This is a genomic window from Thalassobacillus sp. B23F22_16 (assembly GCF_043496955.1).
Taxonomy (GTDB): domain Bacteria; phylum Bacillota; class Bacilli; order Bacillales; family Halobacillaceae; genus Thalassobacillus; species Thalassobacillus devorans_A.
Map to the genome: position 1 here is coordinate 1 of NZ_JBIEKD010000034.1, position 24,728 is coordinate 24,728.

Consider the following 24,728-nt stretch of genomic DNA (forward strand, 5'->3'; position numbering starts at 1 on the left):
TACACGGCCTGAAACGGAAACCGTCTAACCAATTATGAGATTGACTCAGTAAAAAAGGTTCCGGTCATCAAAATTCGATAATCGGAACCCTTTTTTTACTATTTTCGGCTAGTTATGTCCCAGACTCGTTTTCTTATGGGTTAATTTTATAAGCGGAGTGGTTTCTTACCGATGTCAAGATTATGATACAATACAGACAACTATTATAAAGGAGTGAGTAGTATGAGTCATAAGGAAGATTGTATTTTTTGCAAAATCGTAGCAGGCGACATCCCTTCTGCAAAAGTATATGAGGACGAAGATGTATACGCATTCCTTGACATCAGCCAGGTAACGAAAGGTCATACGCTTATTATTCCAAAAAAACATACGAAAAACATTTATGAGACCGATGCTGAAACCGCTGGGAAACTGTTCACTCGCGTGCCAGAGATTGCTTCTGCCATTAAAGAGACATATCAGCCAATTGGAATGAATCTTTTGAACAACAATGAAAAGCCAGCCGATCAATCAGTCTTCCATCTACATATTCATCTGATTCCCCGATACGGCAAAGGAGATGGATACAGCTCCAACTGGGAAGTCCATTCGGATGAATACAACACAGATGACCTGCAAAAAATTGCGGAAGAAATCAATCAGAACATCTCTTCCACATAAATAGATATACTTTGCTCATTGATGATGTTTTGATATAATGTACCTATACTTTCGCAGACGGTCACGAGGACACGTCTGGAAAAGTAAATTTAGAAGAGCTCAGTAGAGAAGAGGAGAGAATAAAGTGAATATTCGTATTTTAGTCATGCTTTCATTACTTGTTGGGATTGGTGCCGTTTTACATGCAATCATGCCGCCATTCTTTTTAGGAATGCGTCCTGATATGCTGTTGGCGATGATGTTTCTGGGAATTATTCTATTTCCTAAATTCAAATATGTGATGATCCTTTCCTTGGCGACAGGATTCATTTCTGCACTTACGACAACAGTACCTGGAGGTCAGATAGCGAACATTATTGATAAGCCGTTGACCGCATTAGCTTTCTTCGGGTTATTCATCGCAGGGCGAAAATTTGTGAAACAGAACATCTACGCCCCCTTGTTGACAGCTTTAGGCACCATGGTCAGTGGAACCATTTTCCTTAGCGTCATTCTATTCATCATCGGCTTGATGGAAGGAAGTTTCCCTGTCATGTTTGCTACTATCGTGCTGCCGACAGCTGCGATCAATACCATTGCAATGATGGTCATATATCCTGTAACCCAGGGAATTATGAAACGGTCACAACCAAGCGTGAGTTATCAATAACATTCATAAACCTCTGGCTCGCAGGCTGGAGGTTTTTTACACTTTAGAAACCATTAATTTTCTGTGTAGAATAAAGTATAATAAAAATGAAGGCTTTCCCTATAAGGGTCCAGCGATAAGCTAAGTGTTTTTAAACGATAAACGGACATAATAATGGGAAGCCGCCGATATTCTTTTAAAAAGGGTTTCATTTTTACATAGAAAGAGAAAATAAAAAAAGAAGATGTTTGAAAGGGGTTATGTTATGGCAAACGGTAAATCTTTACTATTGGGCTTTTTTGTGGGTGGAGTAGCTGGTGCCGCTTACACGTTGATGAATACAAAAACTTCCGGAGAAGAATTCCGCGAAAACGCGAAAGCCAAAAGTGCACAGCTGAAAGATACGGTACTCAAACTGAAAGATGACGGCATGCAATTGAAAGATCAAATTGCCCAGACCTCCAAAGAGGGAGCTGAATTGATTAAAGACCTTTCGGAAGATGTGAAGTCGTCCATTGAAAGCTGGAAAAAGACAGTAGAACCTCATCAGAAAAACATCCAGAAATACCTCGAGCAAATCGAAGAAAGCTTGAAAGAATTAGAAGAAAAAGCAAAACAAGAACAAAACACTTCTCCACAGACGCCACCAATGGAAGATCCAGACAAACCAAAGGCATAACTTTAAAAGGGCTGTCCCATAAGTCGATGTAAGACTTCGACGGGGCAGCCCTTTTGATGTCTCAAAGTGCAAATGGTTCAATTACCTGTTTGACAGGAAGCACTTCGTTTTCCCTTGATCCCTGTCCATTTCTAATAGTATTGAAACTTTCCCTGTCTCCCTTTAAATAAAGACTCTGTTAAACTTTATTGTTGATTTGTCATAATAGGCTTCTTTCACAATAGGGCCGAAAAGTCGAAGACTTGATTTCGAAATATCCATGCTTTTTTACCATAAAAGGGTCAGGGGCGGCTGGGAAACTACTCGCTTTCTAGCTTCATCGCCTAGACACTCGCGACATAAGCAGTCCATCAACGGGAAGAAAAATCACTTCCCATTTGCTGTTCTGCTTATGCGTGTCGTGTCTCCCAAGGCGATTACGCATTCGTTTCTTTCCTGCAGGGGAACCGGCGAGCTTCCTCGGGCTATCGCCCTGTGGGATCTCGCCTAGATCCTTCTCCCACGGGAGTCTCCCAGTTTCCCAACCACCCCATCCGAAGAATGGGAGATACGAACCCATACCATATTGTAGATGTTCTCTACTTTTAATGGATAATTGAACAAAGACGCGGTTTAAAGCTCATATTTCATGCAGCTCACTCTTTGTTTGAAGAACCATATACCGATGTTTCCGTTTCTCCTATAAACTCAAGGAGGGCCGGGAAATTGCGAGACTCCAATGGGAGAATAGTACATGGTGAGATCCCGCAGGGCTTTAGCCCGAGGAAGCTCACCGTACGCCCATGGAAAGCGAGTAATTTCCCGGACCTCCAAACCGTTACTACCGTAACGGAAACAACGGAGCCTAAATAAAAGGAACCCCCGCTTTCACAGGAAAGCAGGGGTGATAAAAGTCAATTATTCATCTGGCTGTAGGTCTTCAATGGAGTCTACCTCCATGTATTCTGGAACGACCAGACCAATTTTAGCACCGGTCAAGTTCGCCCCAAGATCTTCCAGACTATCCTGATGCTGTTCATATTGGGCACCGTGTGTACCTGGGAGCCATGCAGCAACCATGCCATCTACTTCTCCTGAAGCTACGGATTCCCACATTGGTCCATTATCCAAAGCAGTAATCGTTACATCAAAACCTTGTTGTTCCAATACATACTTGACGACATTCGTTGATGCGATTTCAGAGTCCCAGTTCACATATACTAGTGTAACTTTTTCCCCATCTACTTCTTTTGTTCCTTCCGTCCACGCTTCTACTTTATCAGCATTATTCTCTACCCAATTCTGTGCCGCTTCTTCCGGGGAAGCTCCTTCTTCAGAGATTTCAAGCATAACTTCTTCCATGTCGCCTGTTTCCCATTGGAATTGGTCCAAAATTTTGTAGGCGTTTGGCTTATCTTCTTCTAATCCTTGACGGACCATTGTTTTGATTTCTTCTTCACCGCCGAAAACTTCGTTTGGATCCTCAAGATATTTCAAGTCATATTTCGCAAACTTCCAGTGAGGAGTCCAGCCAGTTACAATAATTGGTTCTTCGTTTTCATAAGCACTTGAGAGTTCCTGTGCCATTGCACCGCTTGAAGAAGTTGATACTTCCCATCCGCTCAAGTTTTCATACTCTTCTACCGCAGACTCTGCTGCTGCCACTACCCCTGCACCTGCTTCGATTCCAGTAATCGTGTAGTTGACTTCTTCGCTGTAGTCAGGTGTATTATCTCCGTTTGATTCTTCGTTGCTTTCGCCCTCATTCTCATCAGAACCACAACCTGCTGCGACAAGTGACAATGATAGACCTGCAGCTATTCCAAGCCGCTTCCAGTTTAAGTTAAACATAATTAATTCGCCCCTTTTAATAGAATTTTTATGAGAAGACCAGCAGAAGCTGGTCTTTTACCCTTTAATTAGACCTTATTGACCTTTTTGTGTATTTAAGTTCTGTGTGAAACGATCAATAATGATCGCAAGAATAACAATTCCTAATCCTGCTACGAAACCAGTCCCCACATCCGCGCGTTGCAGACCGGTGATTACGGTTTGTCCAAGACCTTTTGCACCGATCATAGACGCGATAACAACCATGGATAACGAAAGCATGACCGTCTGGTTGATACCAGCCATGATGGTTGTCTTAGCCATCGGCAGCTGTACTTTAAATAATTTCTGCGTGCCTGTAGTACCGAATGAATCAGATGCTTCAATCAGTTCCTTCGATACTTGTCTTATACCAAGGTTAGTGAATCTTACGGTAGGAGGTGTCGCAAAAATAACCGATGCGAATACCCCAGGTACCATCCCGATACTGAAAAACGCTACCGCTGGAATTAAGTAGACGAATGCCGGCATTGTCTGCATGAAGTCGAGTATCGGTGTGAGAATAGTCTGCACTGTTTTACTTTTTGCCATCCAGATACCAAACGGCACCCCGATGATAACTGAGATCAGACTGGCAAATATGACAAGAGTGAAGGTATTCATCAGCTCTTCCCATAATCCCTGGTTACTGATAAACCATAATCCAATCACCGAGAAAGCAACTAACCCGAACCGTTTACCTGAAACAAAGAAAGCCAGCACGGCAATGACTGCGATAAATAACCAGATCGGAATCGCCATCAAAAGATCCTCTGCGAAAAATTCAATAAAATCTCCAAAATCCTGCTTGATGAAATCGAATAAAAACTCAAATGTATCTGTTGTCCAATCCGTGGCGTTGTCAATCCACTCGGCAACAGGCAGCTTAGGAATGATCTCCATTGATTGACACCTCGCTTCCTGCTAATGCTGCAATGACAGCTCCCCTTACGATAATACCTTTCAGCTTATCTTCTTCAACGACTGCGATCGGTACAGGAGAGTCATGTATCATATCGAAGATTTCGTGCATGCTCGTATTCATATCCGCTTTTGGCACATCCGTATGAAGGATGTCCTTTAAATCTTTCTTGTCTTGTTTTGCGGCAGCAGAAACATCGTCTGCTGTTACATAACCATATAACTTTCGTTTTCTGTCCACCACATAAATGCTGGACAAACCTTCTTTTCTCATTCGCTCCAGAGCAGCACGTGGACCATGTTTTTCGATGTCCACTGTTTCTGGACGTTTCATGATGTGCTGGGCTTCCAGTACCTTAGAGCGATCAACATCTTCGACGAACTTCTCAACATAATCGTTAGCCGGATTGACAAGGATTTCTTCCGGTGTACCGATTTGGACAATTTTTCCGTCCTTCATCAAAGCGATGCGATCCCCAATCCTAAGTGCTTCATCCAGGTCATGTGTGATGAACAGGATCGTTTTCTTCATACTTTCCTGCAGTTCTAATAGTTCATCCTGCATTTCTTTACGAATCAACGGATCCAAAGCGGAGAAAGCTTCGTCCATCAGCAGAACTTCTGGATCATTAGCCAATGCCCGCGCCAGACCGACACGCTGCTGCATCCCGCCAGATAACTGGGAAGGATATTGGTTGATATACTCGCCAAGACCAACCATTTCTAAAGATTCCTTGGCACGTTTTTCACGTTCACTCTTATCGATACCTTGTACCTCAAGGCCAAACTCGGCATTTTGAAGAATCGTACGATGCGGGAATAAAGCGAACTTTTGGAATACCATACTCAATTTTTCACGGCGTACTTTTCTTAAATCCTGCTTATTCATCTTGGCCAGGTCGTCCCCGTCAATCATGACACTGCCTTCCGTCGGTTCAATCAGACGATTGATCAGGCGGACCAGCGTCGATTTACCACTTCCGGATAGACCCATGATGACAAAGATTTCTCCTTCTTCTACTTCAAAAGAAGCACGATTGACACCTACTGTGTTACCTGTCTTTTTTAATATTTCTTCCTTTGATAAGCCTTGGTCAAGCAGCTTAGTCGCTTGCTTGGCATTCTTACCAAAAATTTTGGATAACTTATCTACTTTAATAACAGGCACTTAATTCACCTCACTATAACTTTTTGTCTAATTTTTATGATTAGTATTGCCCATTTCTCTGCGCTCACCCTACATACTGTAACGCATATGTAATAAAAAGTACAAACAATAAACTCAGTTAAAAAAGTATGAAAATAACGTACAGTTTATTCTGTACAAAATTTAGAAAGTGAATATCGTAGTTTTCCTCTCTTTTTCTTTAAATTAAACCGCTATCACTCATTTTGATTTTTCTTCACCTTGATATAACGTGGTAATTAGCCAATTTTTACAAAGGAGGATTCTATGGCTCCTTATTCTAATACAATCGAAGAACTGCATACCCAGGTCATTCATGAATTTTCTAAGACGTTAGAAATGTTCGCATTGACCCCAACCGAAGCTCGATTATTCGTGACCTTGTACCTGCATGGTGAACCAATGACACTCGACGAGATGAGTAAAGCACTCGGAAAAAGTAAAACTGCCATGAGCAATGGCATTAAAAGTCTCCTAGATCTCAACCTCGTTGAAAGTGTCTGGAAAAAAGGGGTCCGAAAAGACCTTTATCGTGCAGATGAAAACTTATATCGGCAATTCATGACTTCTTATATACAAAAATGGCTCGATGCAGCTAACAGACAAGCACAATCGTTAAAACAAATAGAATCCTCTATAAAGAAGGAAGTAAAGCAAATCGAAGAACCTGCCGACATGGAAAAGATTGAGGAATTGCATGAGCGGCTCGGGGAAATGATTCGCTTCCACCGGTTGATTACTGATAACTTCAAAGCGATGAAACCAACAGCTAAAGACCTGGTTTAGCAGCCACCGGATTCTTCCATAATAAAGGAGAGAAACCGATCATCAAGCCGGTTTCTCTCCTCTTTATCTTTATTTATCCCGCATTTCCATTTTCGGTAACATTCCCGCAAAAATCGAATCCTATACCGAAAGCGTTATTAGCTGCAGCTAACGTATTTTTGGTACACGAAGCGGTATGAATAGCACACGTCATTCGATACCCAGGCTCCTGATTACTGAACACATTACCGATGATGGAAATTCTTTCACATGAAGAAGTCAAACGTATACCCTGAGCTGCTGCACCTCCTCCACCAATTCCAGTCATATGGTTATTATTTACCGACGTCATGACATTGCCAGTAACCCATATTCCATGGCGTCCTATCAGCGACAATGTATTATTAGCTATGGTCAAATCTCTATTACCACTAAATGCCTCAATACCGGTTGCCTTTATCTGTTTTATGTTGTTCCCAATGACATTCACCTGCCTGCATGCCACTAGTTTGATGCCCTTATCTCCGCCGGTTACAATATTATCGGAAACGTTAGAGTGAGCGAGGTGCGCAAGATAAATGCTATAGGTGGGGGCAGGATTTTCGATGATATTCCCCGTGACATTCACCTCTAGCATGTCGTGATGTTGATCACCGGTAATACTCATTACGGAGCCATGCCTGCCCGGTTTCGTAAACTGGTTCCCCTGAATGGTGATTCGTTTTACCTGATTGCTGCTGTATGTCTGTTTGCCATCGATGTCTTCGCTGTCCACTTCCCCCTCCCCTACATGATTTGGATCTATCGAGAGACCAGCACCACATCCACTGAAAATGTTACTTGTAATCGTCACATCCTCCCAGGAATAAGCCCTTATTCCCCATTGCAACGTTCCTTCCATGATATTGTTCGTAATGATAATTCGCCGGTGCCAGCGGTCTGAGGTTGCTGAGTGTGATCCGATCGCTCTCCCCCAGCTTCCCAGTCTGTCGCTTGGGCCGAAGTAGCAATTTGTAATCATTACATCCTGACAGGGGGTATGGTCGAAATGTCCTTTTTTCCAGGGGAAAACCCCTTTACTTTTCATCAAATCCAGCTGTACGGCTTCGGAATAAAGCTTCTTTTTCTTAGGGGCCATCCCAATAAATTTACAACCGTCAATCAGGACATTTTTAGATGAGTTTATTTCCATCCCGTGGCCAGGTGATACATCTTTTATTGTTAGATCACGGAATATTAAATTTTTGCTATGGCCGAAAACAAAACACGTCCCTCCTAAGTAACGGTGGCCGTTATTATCCCATATTCCTCCAATAATTGTTATATTCCCATTTCCATTATGCCCGGTGTCCGTACTGTCTTTCTTTATATTCTGGAGCATGCCGCGATGATGCACTTTATTGAAAACCGCTTTTGGATGACACTCTATACGTGTCCCTTCGAAGATAAAGAGGGTCGATGTAAGTTTATAAACACCTGCTGGGAAATAAATAGAAATTCCACTCGGTTTGTCTTTCGCTTCATCCAGTAAACGCTGGATACCTGCAGTATCATTATGCTTTCCGTCCCCTTTAATATCGGGTTGGTCTGTTGCAATATGATGCCTGCTGTCCGTGCCAATTTTTCTTTCCAGCGTACGTATCCTTTGCTTAATCCGGGAAGTGACTATGGTGTCAACAGAATCATCTGCATCGGTTCGATCTGGTTTATATTGCCTCAGCTTATCTGTATATTTGCCCATGTGCATCTCTCCATTCCAGTCTTCGCCTCTCTTTTTTCCATAACCCGTTTAACATTTTTCAAACCTTGTAAACATATCTGCATCAAGCCTTGTCATGGCAGTCCAAAAACTCTTTTATTTTTTTTATAAAAACCTATTGCTTTTTTAATGAAAACATACTATTATTCCATTTGTGCTACTAAAACATATGGTTTCACCCCAAATATCATAGAAACATTCATTCTAATGTTTCAGTCATTTTTACAGCAAAGGGGGATTCTGAGATGAATTGCTGGAAAACAGTAAACATCACTAAGGATTTCGGTAATAATCGTATTTATCTCACATCCTTTCTTACAGGGTTGTTGGCATTTCTGATATTGTATCTGCCTTTTTCACTGGTTCATTTGACACACGATGTAAAAGACCATGGGTTCATCCCTTTGCTGGTCATTCTGTTCTTCTTACCGTCATTGCACCGGATGATGCATATATTGCCATTAGTACTTGCTAATAAGCGTGTAAGGGTGAAATGGGCATTCAAAAGAAGATTGATTCCGACATTTGATTACCGGTGTCAATCCAAATTATCTAAAAAAACATCTATTTTCATGGCACTGGCACCGACTTTATTTATTACTATGCCAGCCTTGGCGATGAGCTTCATATTCCCTGGATATTTCGCTTATCTTGTTCTGTTTGCAGCTGTAAACATCGGGTTATCATTCACCGATTTCCTGTACCTGAACCAATTTATCCGGGCCCCTCGTCGTTGTATCATTGAAAATGCAAAAGATGGTTATGATATTTTAATTAAACAAAAAAGCTCCTAAATAATAAAGATAGATTATCGAGTATAAAACCTCACAGGGTTTTGTACTCGATTTTTGATTTACGTTTCCCTTCTGTCTTGATTTTACAAATATTAAATTCTGTTCAAAAACATTAATTTTTGTTAAAGTAATGGATAAGAATAAAGGGGGTAATCCAGCTGTGGCATTCGTATTTATCATCTACGCCTTAGTCATTCTACTCATCATAAATTCTCTGACTCATTCGTTATGTACGAAGACGAACATGTCTAAAGAGAAGCAGCCGCGTGTCTTCCGTACAATAAATGTATTAATAACGATTTTATTGATTTCCTCCTATGTAGAGGTCTTGAACGCAGCGGTCTGACTTCATGATTGACTTCCAAATAAAAATAAACGAAAAAAAGCCAGACGCTTAAACCAGCGTCTGGCTTTTCTAATTCACCTGTCAGGGATTACAGCCATGCTGCCCCTACAATAATGAGCAAAATGAATAGCACGACGATCAAAGCGAAACCGCCACCATATCCTCGACTCATAACCTCACCCCCTTATCTGATACATACAGTATCCTATGCAGCTGCCTCATCCTTTGGATAGGCGCATGCCCCCTATCCCTAATATTTTGAAAAACGTACTAGTTTTTGCTAACTCGGTTATGTTATATTATGTCATAGGTTGTTTACTGCCCTACGTCTAGAATTTAATTACATAATAGGAGTGTTTGAGGAATGAAAAAGTTTGCAGTCGCTGCCACACTTGCAGCAGGAGTATTAACCCTATCTGCCTGCAGTTCAGATGCGGAAGACAATAGCGAAGTCGTTGTTGAAACAAGTGGCGGAGATATTACACAGGAACAATTTTACGAAGCATTAAAAGACCAGAATGGTGAAGCAGTACTTCAGCAGCTGGTCATGTCTGAAGTTCTATCTGCCAACTATGAAGTCACTGAAGAAGAAGTAGATAAAGAACTCGAGCAAATGAAGGAACAATACGGTGACCAATTCGAAATGATCCTTCAGCAAAATAATTTCAAAGATGAAGAAGATTTCAAAGATACACTTAGACTAAGCCTGCTCCAGGAGAAAGCAGCAATGGAAGATGTCGAAGTAGCAGAAGATGAAATGCAGACTTATTACGATAAAATGAAAACAGAAGTAGAAGCGAGCCACATTCTTGTCGAAGATGAAGAGACAGCTAAAGATATTAAAAAGCAACTGGATGACGGAGCAGATTTTGCTGAACTGGCCAAAGAGCATTCTACTGATCCTGGCTCAGGAGAAAAGGGTGGCGAACTTGGCTTCTTCTCAACTGGTGAAATGACGGCCAAATTCGAAGATGCTGCTTACGATCTGGAAGTCGGAGAAATCAGTGAGCCAATCGAAACGGAATTTGGTTTTCACATCATAAAGAAAACCGATGAACGAGAAGCAGAAGATGTTGGTTCTTTTGAAGAAGAAAAAGATACCATCAAACGTCAACTGGCTTCCGAAAAAGTTGACCAGCAGGAACTCCAGGCCAAAATGGATAAAATGATGGAAGATGCTGAAATTGACGTAAAACTTGATGAGTTTGAGGGACTATTCGACAAGCCAGAACAACCTGCAGAAGGTTGATGACAGACAAAACAGCCAGGCAGCCATGCCTGGCTGTTTTTATGTTTCGTTGACGCTATGATTTTAAAACAAAAAGAAGCTGCCTGACATGTAAGTTCAGACAGCTTCATCATAAAGGAGGAAAAAACAATAATTAACCTGAAGCAACAGACTTATTATGTTTTCTTTGCTCGCGCTCCTCTTCCATACGTCGGATATAGACCTGGCCTTCGCGTTCGATAAACTGGTGTTCCAGCTTCTTCTCGGCACGCATTGCTTTATAAGCCATATAACCACTCAGGAAGATGAACAGGATGCAAAAGTAAACCCAAATTGGAATTCCGAATAACATGGCATGATCCTCCCTGTCCGCTTTGTACTAATATTTATGCGGACAAGCGGACGTATATGCCTTATTTATCTTCGAATAAAGGTTTATAGAAGGAGCGCTGCTCCATAGAAAATAACCGTTCGGTAAACTCCCCTGGCTGCACTTTACCAAGGGCGCGATCGAGCATATTCATTTTAGCATCAAGCATATCAATAAGATGAAGGACTTCTGCTTCCCGTACGAGTGGCGGCTTCGGACTCCCCCATTCACTCTTGCCATGATGTGATAGGACCAGGTGTTGCAGGATGGTCACTTCTTCCGTATTAATCTTCAATTCTTCCGCAGCCTGACCGATCTCCTGGACCATCATCGGAATATGCCCAATCAATTTTCCTTCCATTGTATAATTAGGAGCGGCCGCTCCAGATAATTCCTTTAGCTTGCCTAAATCGTGAAGTATCACGCCGGCATACAACAAATCTTTATTCAGCGAAGGGTACAGCTCTTTCAATTCCCGCGCTAAGTTAAGCATTGATACGATATGGTGAGCGAGTCCTGAAACATAAGCATGGTGATTTTTAGTGGCGGCTGGAAACGTCAGCAATGCCTCTTGATACTTTTGCACGAAGTATCTCACCAGGCGTTGGATATTCGGATTTTTCATTTCAAAAATGGCTTCGGTGATCCGCTCCATCAATGCTTCCTTTTTAATAGGAGCCTTCTCAATAAAGTCTTCCCGCGCTACCCCGTCCGTTGCCTGAACAGGTCGGATCGACTGGATTTTCAATTGGGGGCGTCCCCGAAAGCTGGTTACCTCTCCACTTAATTTCACGAGTTCTTCGGCTTGAAATACAGCTTCATCTTCGAATGTAGCTTCCCAAAGCTTCGATTCAATTTCTCCTGTTGCGTCCTTCAATATTAACGTCAGGAAAGGTTTCCCGTTGCTCGCCACTCCTTTAGAAGCGGATTTAATCATCATAAATCCGTCAAAACCATCCCCGATATTATAATTAGCTATCCCTTTCTTCATCAAATCTCCTCCCCGCTTACCAACAAAAAAGAACAACGCTACCTGTAATTTTCCTCGGAATCGGTCTATATGAGTTCACCCATCACCGATCATCTTCATGCTGATCGATTTTGGGTACATACTGAAAAATTTCTCCGGATTCCACAACGCGGATAAACTCCATCAGCCAGCGATAATAATTTTTGGCGTAACGCAGTCGCTCAATGTCCGCTAAAACTCTTTCTTGCAACTCTTCATCTTCAGATTCATCTGCTATCTTTTCGAGTTTGGCGATCGTTTCTTCCGCTTCCTCGATGTTTGTTTCGGTATGGTGGCGCCAACGGCTCCCAAATAATGTAGTGAATGATTTATACCAATCTTCTTCCGACTTATACAGGTCCTTCCGCACTCCGCGTTTGAACGCTGGCTCGACCATTTTCATATCGGATAATGCACGGACACCTGTCGACATGCTCGTCTTGCTCATCGCCAGGGCGTCGCGCATTTCATCGAGCGTCATGGGTTCGTCTGCAAAATACAAAACTCCATACAAACGGCCGATGGAAGGAGTAACCCCATACAGGCTCATATTTTTCGCAATCACCTGGATGAACTTTTCCACTGTTTCTTCATATTTACCCCAATCTGTCTGTTGTCCTTTTTTCGCCACAGGAAAACCCTCCATTCATCCATCCCTATCTAATCTGAAAACATTTTACCATTAATAATTTCAATTAGCTAACCCGCCTGCTATCCGGTCCGAGAGTTTGATCGTTGCAGCCCCGGACGTATTATCAGCCAAATCCTCTCTGGTCGTGAACAAAAACACCTGATGGGAAACGGTGAGCTCCTTGATGATATCCATCATGACTCCGGTTCTTGTACGATCAAAATGAACAAATGCATCATCAATAAGAAATGGCAGGCGTTCTTCACTGGATAGTACGGCACTCAACGACAGACGTAATGCGACATAAAGCTGGTCTGCCGTACCTCTGGAAAGTTCAGAAGCACTGAAGCTGAAACCATCAGCCGTTTCTATTTGCAAATCCCCCTGCTCAGGGTGAAAATGCACTCGATGATAGGCTTCTTCGGTCAGCCGGGAAAACAAGTCGCTCGCCCGGTCCAATACATCAGGTAAGTACGTGTGCTGATACACTTCTTTCGTTTGCAGCAACATGTTGTATGCCGTTTGCAGGACAGCCCATTCTCTTGCTTCTGCCTGCAGTTCATCGCGCTTTGCCTGCAGCTGGTGACGTTGCTCAGAAAAAGAAGCTGCATGTTCCAGCTTAGATAGTTTATTATGGAGGTCAGCAAGCTCTTGCCTTCTGCTATCCCGCTCTTCCTCTACGTGTTGTAATTTTTCTTGGAGCTGTGTTAGTTGTTGTTCCAGCAGCTGATAATCCGGTACTTTCTCCATAACTTGATAACCCTCGATATCACCCTTTTTCAATATCGTTGTCAGCTGCCTTCTTAAGTCTTCCCGTTTATCCCGACGGTTCCTTTCTGCTTCGGCTGCTTCAGCAATCTGTAAAAAGTCCTGCTCATTTTCTGATCCCGCTGCCTCAAATAAGGAGTTCTTTTCCCTTTTGAACGGTAGCATTCTTATCTCCAACTGTTTTTTCTTCTCCCGCAGGTCTTCTATATCGACCTCTAAGCGTACACGATCCCGGTCTGTTTCTTGAACTGCTTTTTCTCCCTCATGAAAATAACCAATCAACGCAGAAAGCTGATTATCGTTCCATTCCCATCCAGCGGCTGTTAAAAACGTCTCCAATTGCACCGTATACTTTTTCCGTTCATTTTCCAGGGAAGCAACTTCTTCCTTCAGCTCTTGGGCCTGGCGGTACTGTTCCTGTAACGGTTTTACTGCATGATAGAGCCGTCCCCAATGAACTGGTGATACTTCTAAAAAAGGATATTGTTTGCGCTGCTCTTCTATCAGCTGGTTCAGTCGCTCACGCCGGCTACAAATGGATTGCTTTTGTTCCTCCAGCTTCATCCGTTCTACAGAAGAACGCTGCCATTGATCCTGCAGGTGATCCAGTTCATAGGAGGCTTTTTCATGCTGGTCGACTTTTTTACGAAATAAATAATATTCTTCCTCAGAAAGATTAGAAACGTCCGATTCCTGGGACAACTCAGGCCCCAACGAAGTTGACTGTCTATAAATATAATAGCCGCCAATAAGCATCAGAATAGCAAACATGGCAACAGGCAAAGAGGACAGCAGCCATGCAGTCAAAAGTCCAATCGCTGCCAGGGCAGCAGTCAGGCCAAATGTCTGCTTCGCCTGTCGCTGCCGTTTATCAGACGCTGAACCTTCATTTCCCCCGCCACGGCGCTGCTTCTGTTCAAAAGCTTCCAAATCCGTTATATAGTGATGATAAGAACTTTCATCCAGGAGCTGATCCTCCCATTCTGCCCTTCTATCTTCTATATGCTTTTCCTGAGCTGACAGCAGATACTCCTGTTCCTTCACCCGCTCTTCATCACCTTCCAGGCGTTCTTTCTGTCTGGCAGCCTGTGCCCATTCCTCTTCTAAAAAGAATGGAAAATCATAGTTCGCCAGCGCTTCCTGGGTGAGATTGATATTCAACTCTTTCAACTCACGAGTAACGTTATATTCGTATTTCCTGATGCGTTCTTTTAGTTCCTCTTCTTTTCTTATCGAGTCTTGTATGTCAGGAAGAGCAGCTGATAATTCCTTCATTTCTTCCATCAGCTTGGGAGAAAGCATGGAGTTCTGGACGTTTTCCAATCTCTGCTCATTTTCCTGTATGTGCTGACGGACGAGCTGCTGCTCGCTTTCTAATGGCAGCAATTGATCCTTGAGGGCATGTAGCCTTTCTTTTCCATCAACAGGGAATTCCACCGGCTTTTCTATTCTGGAACTCGCATACTGATGGTAGGCTAACACTACATCTTTCACTTGCAGCAATCGTTGCAGACGAAATAAGTCTTCCTGTATTGTTTCTTTTTGATGCCGCAATAATTCCAGGTGATCCTTAGTTTCCTGCTGTTCTTTGTTCAGCTGCTGATAAGACGCTTCTTCTCGTTCCATATCCTTCAGCTTCTCGTTTATCTTGTCGAGTTCTTGCAGCCGCTGGTTGATTGGCGGCTTCTTTCCTTGGGGGCGGAATCGTTCGGAGAGCTGCTGTCCCAATGTCCTCTCCGTTTCATTGATCCTAGTTGATCCTGTCAAGCCGATATTAAGTAATGTTTCTCCAAGGTCATCCTGGTCTATTTTATGGAGGTCAGTGAGATCAGCAGCTTCAAAGGAAAAAATCGATTCATACGTATTGCGGCCCATTCCTAACAATGCCTGCAGGTAGCTTTCCTCTTTCTCTGTCCCATCCGGTAACAAACAGACCGCTGCTCCTTTATTCCGATCATGGAGACGCTCAACCATCATCTTCTCTCCATTATCCAGGAGAAGTTCCATTCTGCCTCCTACCGTGCCCCCTGTTTTCGGCTGATAAAATTCACGTTGCTTCGGAGGTAATCCAAAAAGTACGAATAAGATAAACTTCCGGATTGTCGATTTTCCTGCTTCGTTTTTCCCAATCATGATCGGAAAATTCGTTTTTTCCAGATGCAACGTGAAATTTTGCCACTTTCCAAAGCCATATATATGGATATAGGTGATTTTCATACAGTCGTCCCTCCTCTCATCGCTTCAATAATTCCATAAGCAATAAATCCTTCGCCTCCTGCATCACTTGCTCTTTTTCCTCCTCCCTCAAAACTTCTAAATGTTTACGGGCCTTACGGTGACGGTACAGTGGTTTCAGCCAGTCGTCCATCTCTTCAGCCTGCTGAAATTGACGGAGCATTTCCCCTACAAAGTGCTTCTCCTGCATCAGCTGCCCTTCATCCCATGGAGAAACAGCTTCTATATCCACTTTTCTGATCCACAACCACTGGTCTTCCGATTGTTCCTGTTCATTGATAATCTCCACCAGCTCCTCCATCTCTTGATGATGATGCCGAAGAGTTGCCAGTCCTTCCCCTCCGGTAATATGTAAATGGATGATTGCCGGACCTGTGTTTCTCCATTCTTCCTTCTTTGTTGTTATAACTTGTTCGAGTTCATCAAAGCTTTCTGCTTTTGTCGATAAGTGGAACGTTTCAAATCGGAACGCCTGAAGTGGCAGAAAGGTCAAATTCGTTCCGTTCTCTCCCATTTCTACGAGGTAACAGCCTTTTTCACAGGGTTCCTTGATTGACCTCCCCTGGATGTTGCCAGGATAAATAATCGGTGGATCTTCAGCTAATTTAGTCCGTTTATGAATATGACCAAGTGCCCAATAATCCATCATTTTTTCCTGCAACTCCCCTAGACGAAAGGGAGCATAGACATCATGTTCCGTATTGGTTTCAATACTGCCATGAAGCATGGCAATATGATAGGCATGATCAGCTGTACGGATGTATTCCGCTGCTTTTCTTTCCTTGACCGCCCGGTTATGATAGCTGAATCCATAAATGATGGCCTGTATTTCTCCATTTTTGCTAAAAGCTTCGTGGGTTACCTGTTCTTCCTTAAAGACATGGACATTGTCCGGGTATGTGACATGGTGGAAATCGGCTGACAAATAGTCATGGTTCCCATGACTGGCAAACACCTTGATTCCATTCTCTTTAAGCTTACGAAAAGCGTCCCTCAGCTTGATTTGTGCCCGTAGACTCCTGATTTCCTCGTCAAATAAGTCTCCGGACATCAAAACAAAATCAACCTCATGGGTTACAGCTAGATCGACCAGCCTATCCAAAGCAAAGAAGGTACTTTCCCTAACCTGCCTGTTCAATGGAGGTGGCAGCTCCCCCACCCCTTTGAATGGACTATCTATATGTAAATCAGCACAATGAATGAACTTAAGATGAGGTTTAGTTTTCATGCTTGTACCTCTCCTTCTCCTTGTTTCCTTTCATTGTAGCAAAGCAAAAAAACGAATGCACGTTCGATAGCAATTTTTCAGGAAGTTAGGAAATGCTAAGTTCAAGGAGGTGCTTTTCCGAATGCCAAAACAAAAGAAAAACCCATCCGAGCGCGCTAAAAGTGCGGCTAGTGTCAAGGGAAGGAAAAACCAGGGTCCCGTCGATCCATTTGTAGATGAACCCGAACACCAGACAACGAACATGCAATATGGCAAGAAGAATATGGGAGAATAACTTCCTGGCAGCCAGGCTATTCTTTAAGCCTTGGCTGCTATACTTCTTACTTAACAGGAAGAACTTCTGACTTAAGTGAGGCATGTTCCGACCTGTCTCATAAATGTTCTGCCCTATCTCAATAAACTTCTTACTATAACAGGAAAATGAACTTTGGTTATAAGAAAAACCGCCAGGACTCCCCCCCCAGCGGTTTATCAATTATTCTTTTTTCGACAGTTGCAATGCTGCTTTGATATCCTTTAGTGATGAAGAGTTCCCATACAATAGTACTCCTCCGCTGTAAATTCTTGCACCAATGACAGCTAGCAGCACTATCGTGGCGATTAGAATCCCAATGGACAACCCCACTTCCCAAATTGGCACATCCAGCATGCCGACCCGCAAAAACATCAGCATCGGTGTAAAGAACGGGATGTACGAAGTAACCGTGACAAACCCTGAATCCGGTGCATTAAGTCCGAACATAGCAATCATGAAGGCTGCGACAATGACCAGTGTCATCGGTGCAATTAATTGCTGAGCGTCCTCGATCCGGCTGACGAGTGAACCGAGCATCGCAGCGAGCGTAGCATAAAGAAGATACCCAAGAATAAAGAAAACGATCAAGTAGACGAATAGACTGATCTCCAAATTATTCAGTCCAAAATAGTCAAAAACACCGCCCGTCAACGTGTCCTGATTCATTTTAACTGCCTGATAACCCACAACCATGAATAACGTGATTTGCGATAGTCCAAGTAAAGCAATACCGAAAATCTTAGCAAACATCTGGGCGACGGGCGAAGCACTGGAAATCAATATTTCCATCACACGGCTTGATTTCTCTGTTGCTACTTCCATGGCTATCATGTTGCCATACATGATTACAGCAAAATACATGATAAACAGCATGACATAGACAAGGCCGCGCGCTTCACTCAGTTCTTCCTCCGTTTTCGCGTTTTCTTCCAAAGCTACGGTCTCAAAATTGACAGGTGCTGAAATCTGCTGGAATACTTCCGGGTCTATCTCAGCCTGCTCTGCAGCAATCATGACCTTTACTTGCTGTAACGCTTCGCGGATCTGATTGCTTATACTTGTGTTGGCAATTTGGTTGGCATAATAGGTGGCGCGAGGGATTCCATCCGATTTATTGATTTCGATGAAAGCCGTATATTCTCCAGCTTGAACTGCCTGCTCGGCTTCCTTTTTCGTTCCTTCAAAGGCAGCAAGTTCAATCGAAGGCTCCTGATTATCCAAATAACCTTGCAAAGGTCCCAGTAATCCCTCCTGCTCACCAATAACAGCCACTTTCTGGTTATCCTCTGATTCTTTTCCGGTGAACCGTTCAGTTATCGTTTCAAAGTTAGCAAGACCTATAATAAGTAACAATGTGACACCAGTAGTGATAAGAAACGACTTCGATTTTAACCGATTCATATAAGTATGTGCCAGCATGATAAAAAACTTATTCATAAGATGCACCCACTTTTTCAATGAATATGTCATTCAAGGAAGGCTCTTCTAAATCAAAAAGACGGACAAAGCCTTTCCCCTGAATGGCTTCAAAAACATTGGCAGCAGCCGCTTCGTTTTCTATTTGTAGTTCACAGCCTTCACTCACCGATTTGGATCTCACTACACCAGGCAATTCTTTTAAGTAGGTTAAGTCAAAATCAGCATGGATGCGCAAGTTTTTCTTCCCAAAGGAACGCTTGATTTCCTTCAGCTGTCCCTGTACAACCGGACGTCCTTTTTGGAGAATGCACAAGTGTTCACATAGTTCTTCGACGTGTTCCATGCGGTGGGAAGAAAATACGATAGTAGTTCCTCCTGTTTTCAAATCGATAACAGCCTTTTTTAATTGCTCGACATTGACAGGGTCGAGTCCTGAAAATGGTTCATCTAAAATCAACAGTTCCGGTTTATGTATAACTGCTGATATGAATTGAATTTTCTGCTGATTCCCTTTGGATAATTCCTCTACCTTTTTCTCTTTATACTCTGGTATATGAAAGCGTTCCAGCCAGCGGTCGAGTTCACGAAGTGCGGCCTGCTTATCCATTCCTCTTAGCCTTGCCAGATAGACAAGCTGGTCTTTCACCTTCAACTTAGGATAAAGCCCCCGCTCTTCTGGCAGATAGCCGATAATATGGCTCTTCTCGTAACTTATCGTTTCTCCGTTCCAGACAATCGACCCTTTCGTAGGATCCATTAATCCAAGAATCATCCGGAAAGTTGTCGTCTTTCCTGCTCCATTACCTCCTAAAAATCCAAACATTTCTTTTTCCGGTATCGTAAGCGACAAGTCATCTACAGCTACAGTGCTGCCAAAACGCTTGGTCACTCCTGCCAATTGAAGCGTCATTTCCTCTCCCCCTTTTCATTACTCCAATTATACGGTTGAATTAGGAAAATAGTTTCATTTCTTCGAAGTATTTTTAACCGCCCGATTGATAGGGAAAGAAAAGAAATAAGAAACAAGCAGGAATTTGTATCTGTCATATCTAATAGTAGAAAGTGGGAAATGAGGAGGAGGATTGAAATGAAAGCATACGCATTGACTGTCTTCGCAAAAGATGGGGAAAAATTATTGGATGAAAATTTCGAAGCTGCCGATGATCACGATGCAAAGCAAATCGGCCAGAATAAATTACAGGAACACGGCTATGAAGAGCACACGCATCGTTGTGTAGCACCAGAAGGCCATCTTGTCTTATTTCATAGGTAGAAAGAGAAAGGCTCCTATCAGAAATCATTGATAGGAGCCTGGTTTTTATCTGCCTGTGAACTCTGGCTTTCGTTTTTCCATGAAAGCCTGAACGCCTTCCTGATGATCCTTTGTCTGTCGCAGTTTCCACTGGGCTTTACGTTCTTCCTCGAGGTACTGCTTCAACTTTTCCACCCCGTGCTGATGGTATAATTGCTTTGTAGCAATCATAGATTGCAGCGGACGCTTGCTCCACTGAGCGACCAGCGCTTTCGTTTCTGCCTGAAGGTCTTCCCCGGCAACCTGGTCGACGAGATGATAATCGTAGGCTTTCTTGGCGTACAATTCTTCACCATTCCAGGCAAACTGCTTGGCACGATGGGTACCAAGACGCTCCTGCAGCCAGAAATGTCCCCCTCCGTCCGGAAGCAGCCCGATACCGATGAAATTCATTGAAAAACGGGAATCAGGATCTGCAATAATATAATCGGCAGCTAGTGCGATGCTGAGACCTAACCCGACAGCAGGACCATGGATGGAAGCAACGACAGCCTTAGGCATCGTATAGAGCTTTGTCACTACTGCCTCGATATTGCTCATCACGTCATTAAACTTTTCTTTATCACTGACTTCGGTCATCATGGTGACATCTCCGCCGGCACAGAACCCGTCACCTTTCCCGGAAAGGACAACGATTTGTGCATCACTTGCTTCCACTTCCTCGAGAGCGGCTACGAATTCTTCCAGCATCGCCACATTTAAGGCATTATATCGTTCTCCCCGGGCCATCTTCAGCTCGATTACGTTATCATTTTTCGCTAATTCAAAGTAATTCATAATATCCCCCTCTTTGTATGAAAACCTCTTCTTTTCATTCGCTAATTCGTCTACAAAATCCTGCCACAAAATGTCTTACAATGCCTAAAAGTCGAAGACTTGATTTCGAGATTTTTCCTGCATAACGGTCCGGTGGAAAACGACTCCCTTTCCGCGGACATGCGCTGAGCCTCCTCGAGCTGACGCTCTGCGGGGTCTCACCTGTCATGCTCATCCCGCAGGACTTTGAATTTTCACCCTGACTTAACCCACGCACGAAGGAAATGCGTAGCATTTTCGAGGAGTCTCGCCGTTCCCCACCGGACCTTGCCATAGGAAGTTCTCGAAATCAAACTTGTGGACACCGTCTTATATGGCCACTTGTATTGCTAGAAAAAGTCTTATAAGCGCATTAGGATGAAGGTTTTACTTATACACTTCTCGAAGGGTCCGTTTGTAACAAAATTGGCTGGATGGGCAGGGAAACGGGGAGACTCCCGCGGGAGAAGGGTCTAGGCGAGATCCCACAGGGCGCAAGCCCGAGGAAGCTCGCCAGGTCCCCCGCAGGAAAGAAATGAATGCGTAATCGCCTTGGGAGACACGACACGCATAAGCAGAACAGCAAAAGGGAAGTGACCTTTCTTCCCGTTGATGGGCTGCTTATGACGCGAGTGTCTAGGCGATGAAGCTGGAAAGCGAGTCGTTTCACAGCCCATCTTTTACTTTTATGGTAACGGACCCTACTATATTGAAACCTATCTTCAGCAATTGGGAAGTTAATCGTAAAATTAAAACAAGTGTGTAGAAGGCAAAAAAAAGTCAGACCCGTGGGCCTGACTTTTTGTTACGATTACTGTTCTTCTGGAGTGCCGTATAGTTCTTCCAACGGCTTAGTGATGATACGACTGACATCATTGATCACCGTGTTCAATTGCTGTTCTTTTTCCATAAGCTTAGAAATCACTTCATGCTGTTGAACAAGCTGAACTACTTGTTGAGCCTGCTGTACTTCTTCTTCTGTGATTTCCTGTCCTTGCATTTGCTTTTGCTGTAAGTTGATTTGAGTTTCACGGAAGTTATCGAACATTTTCTTTGCTGCTTCATCAGCCATTACTGCTTCATATGCTTCTTTTAGTCCTTGGAATTCTTCACTATTACGAATCGCTTTCTCCAAGTCATACGCGTTATCATAAATATTTGCCATTGTAAAAAATTACCTCCTGTATGTTTCACTTACTTTGATTCCTTCCCCACTATAACAAACGTGAACGAATGTGTATAGGAATAGAGCCATTATCCTAAAAATATCACGATCAATCCCTGGATAATACCAATTAATCCACCAAGTAATGCCCCTAAATAGGTGATCATTTTAAGTTCCCGTCTGGAAATATCCAGCACCATCGCCTCCAGTCTTCCCACTGAAAAAGCCTCAACTTGTTCCTGGACAATTTCTGCAAGGTGCAGTTTCTTCATCATCGGTTCAATCCGTTCGGCAAGCAAAGTGCCAAGTTGTGATACGACCATCGGGACAGCATCCTGGATGATTTTCGAGCGGATGGGTCGCACCCAGTCTGCTACGGTTCGGTCCAGCCAATTTTCGAGAGGCATCGTTTTGGAAACCGCGGTGCCCAATGTACGTTTGATAGCATTTTTTCCGATTCTTTCCTCAATCACACCAACGGGCTGATGCAGCCAGTACTCTTTTTCTTTTCCGAGCAGCTCCATTAGCCACGCTTTCGTTTCAGGAGCCCGTACATATTGGAGTACTGCGGGATGGGCTTTATCTGTCAGCCCTTGTGGGGTTACAAATGAAGAAATCATATTCCCGAAAAACCCCTGGCCTGTCAGGTAGTGTTCAATCAAATCAGCAATTTTTCGTTTTCCTTCGGGGCTGTCGATATAGCTGCCGATCTTCAGCTGGATATTTGCAGCCAGCTTATCTGTGGCCTTATCCGTCTTTTTAATCATCTCCCTCGAAAGTACATCATGGAGAGGAAGCGGACGGTATTGTTCCATCACTTCCTCATATTGTGTTTCCACCCAGTAGGAAACCTTCCGCCGCACTTTTGCTTCATTTGTCTGTACCTCAAAGGCAGCCAGCAGTTCGCTGATTTTTTTATCCTGCTTCAAAAGCTGTTTGACTTCCTCCTGTGCCCAAACGGTCATCTGGCGCTGGAACTCACTTTCCTCCAGCTTCTTACGGATACCCTCCGCTGTCAGAAGATGCTGCACAACCATTCGACCCAATTGACGGGCAAGTTCCTGCTGCCGCTTGGGAATGAGACCAGGTGTAAACGGCAGCCGGTACTTCCCGATATATTTTGCTTCATAAGGGCGGAATAACATTCTTATCGCTAAGGAATTGGTCAGCCCGCCGATCAGTGCCCCAATCCCCATCATCATCATTACTAACAACATTACGTTCATATCATCAACCTCATTTCCTCATCCGTCATCAGTATATATCATTTTCCCGAATAGAGAAAAGGTCATGCCACGAATAAGACTTGCATATATAAATACAAAGATGGGGAGGGCTGTACCATGTATTTTGCCATTCGATATTATACCGGTGCGCATGCCAGAATGATTGTGCCAAAAGCATATGAAAAAGAATTCCACTCGATCCGATCCATTACTTTCGGACAACACTCCTGTGCCATTCGCTGTCTGACACACCGGGAACATGATAATTTCATCATGATATCGACACAGGCTAAAAAACAGCTGAACTTGCCGGATCACCGGATGGCTATGTGTCACATTACAGGAGATGAAGCACGACTGACCGTCCCTTTCGGTGTTTTTACCGCTGGATTTGAAAAGGAAGGGCCCCTACTCGGTCCCCGCTCCAAATATTTCGAAGCCTTCAGTGATACTGGCAGGGAGCTTGGCTACCAGGCTCTGTTCTTTGGACACCAGCACCTCGCCACTCTCCCTGCTTATATGACCGGCTACATTTATGATCGTGATCTATGGCGCAAGGTGGAATCGCCCCTTCCGGAAGTCATTTATAACCGTATCACCAATCGAAAAACAGAACACCACCCGCATGTTGTCCAGGCACTGCGTACCCTGAAGGAGAAATCACGTGTCTTCAATCCCGGTTTCTTTAATAAAGCGACCATCATTAAGTATTTGCTGGAAAGCAGCCAGCTTGACCATTTTCTGCCTAAAACTATTTTCAATCCTTCCAAACAGATGGTCAGCGAAATGCTGAAACAGGATGCTGTCTATATTAAAGCAACCCACGGCAGCAGAGGAGAAGGCTTATGCCGAGTGAAGCGAAATCATGATGGTACCCTTGATGTACTAGAAGCCGACGCTCGCCATCCGCATCGCTTCCCTTCTACGGATTCCTTTTTTCAGGCTTTCTTTCCCAAAGGGAGTGCCGGATATTTGATCCAGCCGCAAATAAACTTACTGGAGACCGAAGGAAAGCCATTCGATTTTCGCGTTCATACCAATAAAGATGAAACTGGCAAATGGAAATTGACACTTATCGCAGTTAAGTCAGGAAATGGCCTTAACCCAACCACCCACCACGTTTATGGGGGTAAGATATACGTATTAGATGAAATTTTTTCAGAATCAAAATGTCGCCAAATCAGACAACGACTTGAAAAAACCGCATTATTGGTCAGTGAAGAATTAGATAAGGAACATGACTACCAGTTAGGTGAATTAGGGATTGATATGGCTATCGATCAGGAGGAGGGGTTGTGGATATTTGAAGTGAATGCCAAGCCTGGTTTCCACCTGTTCGATCATCCTGTTTTAAAAGAGCAGATGCCAGATTACTTTTCCTACCTTTACCGATACGGTCAATATTTAATGAGTAGGAACTGACAATTCCTGTTGCATGAAAAAAACCTCCTGGCAAAAAAT

25 protein-coding genes are annotated in these 24,728 nt (G+C 43.5%); 10 read left to right on the forward strand and 15 right to left on the reverse strand.

Features of this window, described 5'->3' with window-relative positions; all coding sequences use genetic code 11:
* Positions 1–222: 222 nt before the first annotated feature.
* The 3 genes from ACGTNI_RS18280 to ACGTNI_RS18290 all read left to right on the forward strand — a co-directional run bounded on the left by ACGTNI_RS18280 (position 223) and on the right by ACGTNI_RS18290 (position 1,967).
* Positions 223–660: an HIT family protein gene (locus ACGTNI_RS18280; protein ID WP_394464037.1), complete on the forward strand. Its 438-nt coding sequence runs from the start codon at positions 223–225 to the stop codon at positions 658–660.
* A gap of 124 nt (positions 661–784) precedes the next feature.
* Positions 785–1,309, forward strand: a complete 525-nt coding sequence (locus ACGTNI_RS18285; RefSeq protein ID WP_394464039.1) for a tryptophan transporter — start codon at positions 785–787, stop codon at positions 1,307–1,309.
* Positions 1,310–1,553: 244 nt separating this feature from the next.
* Complete coding sequence (locus ACGTNI_RS18290) at positions 1,554–1,967, forward strand: YtxH domain-containing protein (protein WP_085506892.1); 414 nt, start codon at positions 1,554–1,556, stop codon at positions 1,965–1,967.
* Positions 1,968–2,864: 897 nt separating this feature from the next.
* Here ACGTNI_RS18290 and ACGTNI_RS18295 read toward each other — a convergent pair.
* The 3 genes from ACGTNI_RS18295 to ACGTNI_RS18305 all read right to left on the reverse strand — a co-directional run bounded on the left by ACGTNI_RS18295 (position 2,865) and on the right by ACGTNI_RS18305 (position 5,904).
* Positions 2,865–3,797, reverse strand: a complete 933-nt coding sequence (locus tag ACGTNI_RS18295) for a glycine betaine ABC transporter substrate-binding protein (RefSeq protein WP_394464040.1) — start codon at positions 3,795–3,797, stop codon at positions 2,865–2,867.
* A gap of 75 nt (positions 3,798–3,872) precedes the next feature.
* Positions 3,873–4,718 (reverse strand): ABC transporter permease, encoded by an 846-nt coding sequence (locus ACGTNI_RS18300; protein ID WP_394464041.1) that lies wholly within the window; start codon positions 4,716–4,718, stop codon positions 3,873–3,875.
* Positions 4,702–5,904 carry a quaternary amine ABC transporter ATP-binding protein gene (locus tag ACGTNI_RS18305; RefSeq protein WP_394464042.1) on the reverse strand — a complete coding sequence of 401 codons (1,203 nt, stop codon included), beginning with the start codon at positions 5,902–5,904 and terminating at the stop codon, positions 4,702–4,704. Before ACGTNI_RS18305 ends, ACGTNI_RS18300 begins: the two co-directional genes overlap by 17 nt.
* Positions 5,905–6,189: 285 nt before the next feature.
* On the opposite strand from ACGTNI_RS18305, the gene ACGTNI_RS18310 reads away from it, so the two are divergent.
* Positions 6,190–6,708, forward strand: coding sequence for a GbsR/MarR family transcriptional regulator (locus tag ACGTNI_RS18310; RefSeq protein WP_394464043.1), 519 nt, complete (start codon positions 6,190–6,192; stop codon positions 6,706–6,708).
* Between the two features lie 73 nt (positions 6,709–6,781).
* Here the strand turns inward: ACGTNI_RS18310 and ACGTNI_RS18315 are convergent, their stop codons facing one another.
* Positions 6,782–8,428: a right-handed parallel beta-helix repeat-containing protein gene (locus ACGTNI_RS18315; protein WP_394464044.1), complete on the reverse strand. Its 1,647-nt coding sequence runs from the start codon at positions 8,426–8,428 to the stop codon at positions 6,782–6,784.
* A 263-nt stretch (positions 8,429–8,691) separates the two neighbouring features.
* On the opposite strand from ACGTNI_RS18315, the gene ACGTNI_RS18320 reads away from it, so the two are divergent.
* Together ACGTNI_RS18320 and ACGTNI_RS18325 are read left to right on the forward strand one after the other, a co-directional pair.
* Entirely contained in the window at positions 8,692–9,240 is a 549-nt protein-coding gene (locus ACGTNI_RS18320; RefSeq protein ID WP_394464045.1) for a DUF3267 domain-containing protein, read from the forward strand.
* A gap of 160 nt (positions 9,241–9,400) precedes the next feature.
* Positions 9,401–9,586: a hypothetical protein gene (locus ACGTNI_RS18325; RefSeq protein ID WP_085506885.1), complete on the forward strand. Its 186-nt coding sequence runs from the start codon at positions 9,401–9,403 to the stop codon at positions 9,584–9,586.
* Positions 9,587–9,674: 88 nt separating this feature from the next.
* On the opposite strand, the gene ACGTNI_RS18330 is transcribed toward ACGTNI_RS18325, so the two are convergent.
* Complete coding sequence (locus tag ACGTNI_RS18330) at positions 9,675–9,758, reverse strand: YjcZ family sporulation protein (protein WP_037985558.1); 84 nt, start codon at positions 9,756–9,758, stop codon at positions 9,675–9,677.
* Between the two features lie 192 nt (positions 9,759–9,950).
* On the opposite strand from ACGTNI_RS18330, the gene ACGTNI_RS18335 reads away from it, so the two are divergent.
* Entirely contained in the window at positions 9,951–10,835 is an 885-nt protein-coding gene (locus tag ACGTNI_RS18335; RefSeq protein ID WP_394464047.1) for a peptidylprolyl isomerase, read from the forward strand.
* A gap of 133 nt (positions 10,836–10,968) precedes the next feature.
* Here the strand turns inward: ACGTNI_RS18335 and ACGTNI_RS18340 are convergent, their stop codons facing one another.
* The 5 genes from ACGTNI_RS18340 to ACGTNI_RS18360 form a co-directional block, all read right to left on the reverse strand.
* Positions 10,969–11,166: a sporulation YhaL family protein gene (locus ACGTNI_RS18340; RefSeq protein ID WP_085506883.1), complete on the reverse strand. Its 198-nt coding sequence runs from the start codon at positions 11,164–11,166 to the stop codon at positions 10,969–10,971.
* Between the two features lie 61 nt (positions 11,167–11,227).
* Positions 11,228–12,175: a 3'-5' exoribonuclease YhaM gene (gene yhaM / locus ACGTNI_RS18345; RefSeq protein ID WP_085506882.1), complete on the reverse strand. Its 948-nt coding sequence runs from the start codon at positions 12,173–12,175 to the stop codon at positions 11,228–11,230.
* Positions 12,176–12,257: 82 nt separating this feature from the next.
* Positions 12,258–12,824, reverse strand: a complete 567-nt coding sequence (locus ACGTNI_RS18350) for a GbsR/MarR family transcriptional regulator (protein ID WP_254901788.1) — start codon at positions 12,822–12,824, stop codon at positions 12,258–12,260.
* A gap of 60 nt (positions 12,825–12,884) precedes the next feature.
* The gene (locus ACGTNI_RS18355) at positions 12,885–15,809 is read right to left on the reverse strand and encodes an AAA family ATPase (protein WP_394464048.1); all 2,925 of its coding nucleotides are present in this window, start codon (positions 15,807–15,809) and stop codon (positions 12,885–12,887) included.
* 16 nt (positions 15,810–15,825) lie between these two features.
* Positions 15,826–17,055, reverse strand: a complete 1,230-nt coding sequence (locus ACGTNI_RS18360) for a metallophosphoesterase family protein (RefSeq protein ID WP_394464049.1) — start codon at positions 17,053–17,055, stop codon at positions 15,826–15,828.
* 121 nt (positions 17,056–17,176) lie between these two features.
* Here ACGTNI_RS18360 and ACGTNI_RS18365 point away from each other — a divergent pair, with 121 nt between their 5' ends.
* Positions 17,177–17,329 (forward strand): YuzL family protein, encoded by a 153-nt coding sequence (locus ACGTNI_RS18365; RefSeq protein WP_394464050.1) that lies wholly within the window; start codon positions 17,177–17,179, stop codon positions 17,327–17,329.
* Positions 17,330–17,530: 201 nt separating this feature from the next.
* Here ACGTNI_RS18365 and ACGTNI_RS18370 read toward each other — a convergent pair whose 3' ends face one another.
* Positions 17,531–18,787 (reverse strand): ABC transporter permease, encoded by a 1,257-nt coding sequence (locus tag ACGTNI_RS18370; protein WP_394464051.1) that lies wholly within the window; start codon positions 18,785–18,787, stop codon positions 17,531–17,533.
* Complete coding sequence (locus ACGTNI_RS18375) at positions 18,780–19,679, reverse strand: ABC transporter ATP-binding protein (protein ID WP_394464052.1); 900 nt, start codon at positions 19,677–19,679, stop codon at positions 18,780–18,782. Before ACGTNI_RS18375 ends, ACGTNI_RS18370 begins: the two co-directional genes overlap by 8 nt.
* Before the next feature lie 177 nt (positions 19,680–19,856).
* Between ACGTNI_RS18375 and ACGTNI_RS18380 the strand changes: the two genes are divergently transcribed.
* Positions 19,857–20,042: a YhzD family protein gene (locus ACGTNI_RS18380; protein ID WP_085506876.1), complete on the forward strand. Its 186-nt coding sequence runs from the start codon at positions 19,857–19,859 to the stop codon at positions 20,040–20,042.
* A 45-nt stretch (positions 20,043–20,087) separates the two neighbouring features.
* Here ACGTNI_RS18380 and ACGTNI_RS18385 read toward each other — a convergent pair whose 3' ends face one another.
* From ACGTNI_RS18385 to ACGTNI_RS18395, 3 genes are all read right to left on the reverse strand, one after another.
* On the reverse strand, positions 20,088–20,858 hold the full coding sequence (locus ACGTNI_RS18385) for an enoyl-CoA hydratase (RefSeq protein ID WP_394464053.1): 771 nt from the start codon (positions 20,856–20,858) through the stop codon (positions 20,088–20,090).
* 829 nt (positions 20,859–21,687) lie between these two features.
* The gene (locus ACGTNI_RS18390) at positions 21,688–22,041 is read right to left on the reverse strand and encodes a YlbF/YmcA family competence regulator (protein WP_394464054.1); all 354 of its coding nucleotides are present in this window, start codon (positions 22,039–22,041) and stop codon (positions 21,688–21,690) included.
* Between the two features lie 89 nt (positions 22,042–22,130).
* Positions 22,131–23,267, reverse strand: a complete 1,137-nt coding sequence (locus ACGTNI_RS18395) for a DUF445 domain-containing protein (RefSeq protein WP_394464055.1) — start codon at positions 23,265–23,267, stop codon at positions 22,131–22,133.
* 117 nt (positions 23,268–23,384) lie between these two features.
* On the opposite strand from ACGTNI_RS18395, the gene ACGTNI_RS18400 reads away from it, so the two are divergent.
* Entirely contained in the window at positions 23,385–24,689 is a 1,305-nt protein-coding gene (locus ACGTNI_RS18400; RefSeq protein WP_394464056.1) for a YheC/YheD family endospore coat-associated protein, read from the forward strand.
* Positions 24,690–24,728 lie beyond the last annotated feature (39 nt).

Coding starts and splice junctions, on each gene's coding strand:
- yhaM (WP_085506882.1), bottom strand. CDS start 12,175: ATGAAGAAAGGGATAGCTAATTATAATATCGGGGATGGTTTTGACGGA.
- ACGTNI_RS18310 (WP_394464043.1), top strand. CDS start 6,190: ATGGCTCCTTATTCTAATACAATCGAAGAACTGCATACCCAGGTCATT.
- ACGTNI_RS18395 (WP_394464055.1), bottom strand. CDS start 23,267: ATGAACGTAATGTTGTTAGTAATGATGATGATGGGGATTGGGGCACTG.
- ACGTNI_RS18400 (WP_394464056.1), top strand. CDS start 23,385: ATGTATTTTGCCATTCGATATTATACCGGTGCGCATGCCAGAATGATT.
- ACGTNI_RS18290 (WP_085506892.1), top strand. CDS start 1,554: ATGGCAAACGGTAAATCTTTACTATTGGGCTTTTTTGTGGGTGGAGTA.
- ACGTNI_RS18335 (WP_394464047.1), top strand. CDS start 9,951: ATGAAAAAGTTTGCAGTCGCTGCCACACTTGCAGCAGGAGTATTAACC.
- ACGTNI_RS18300 (WP_394464041.1), bottom strand. CDS start 4,718: ATGGAGATCATTCCTAAGCTGCCTGTTGCCGAGTGGATTGACAACGCC.
- ACGTNI_RS18355 (WP_394464048.1), bottom strand. CDS start 15,809: ATGAAAATCACCTATATCCATATATATGGCTTTGGAAAGTGGCAAAAT.
- ACGTNI_RS18280 (WP_394464037.1), top strand. CDS start 223: ATGAGTCATAAGGAAGATTGTATTTTTTGCAAAATCGTAGCAGGCGAC.
- ACGTNI_RS18340 (WP_085506883.1), bottom strand. CDS start 11,166: ATGTTATTCGGAATTCCAATTTGGGTTTACTTTTGCATCCTGTTCATC.
- ACGTNI_RS18380 (WP_085506876.1), top strand. CDS start 19,857: ATGAAAGCATACGCATTGACTGTCTTCGCAAAAGATGGGGAAAAATTA.
- ACGTNI_RS18385 (WP_394464053.1), bottom strand. CDS start 20,858: ATGAATTACTTTGAATTAGCGAAAAATGATAACGTAATCGAGCTGAAG.
- ACGTNI_RS18375 (WP_394464052.1), bottom strand. CDS start 19,679: ATGACGCTTCAATTGGCAGGAGTGACCAAGCGTTTTGGCAGCACTGTA.
- ACGTNI_RS18360 (WP_394464049.1), bottom strand. CDS start 17,055: ATGAAAACTAAACCTCATCTTAAGTTCATTCATTGTGCTGATTTACAT.
- ACGTNI_RS18370 (WP_394464051.1), bottom strand. CDS start 18,787: ATGAATAAGTTTTTTATCATGCTGGCACATACTTATATGAATCGGTTA.
- ACGTNI_RS18365 (WP_394464050.1), top strand. CDS start 17,177: ATGCCAAAACAAAAGAAAAACCCATCCGAGCGCGCTAAAAGTGCGGCT.
- ACGTNI_RS18330 (WP_037985558.1), bottom strand. CDS start 9,758: ATGAGTCGAGGATATGGTGGCGGTTTCGCTTTGATCGTCGTGCTATTC.
- ACGTNI_RS18315 (WP_394464044.1), bottom strand. CDS start 8,428: ATGGGCAAATATACAGATAAGCTGAGGCAATATAAACCAGATCGAACC.
- ACGTNI_RS18390 (WP_394464054.1), bottom strand. CDS start 22,041: ATGGCAAATATTTATGATAACGCGTATGACTTGGAGAAAGCGATTCGT.
- ACGTNI_RS18320 (WP_394464045.1), top strand. CDS start 8,692: ATGAATTGCTGGAAAACAGTAAACATCACTAAGGATTTCGGTAATAAT.
- ACGTNI_RS18295 (WP_394464040.1), bottom strand. CDS start 3,797: ATGTTTAACTTAAACTGGAAGCGGCTTGGAATAGCTGCAGGTCTATCA.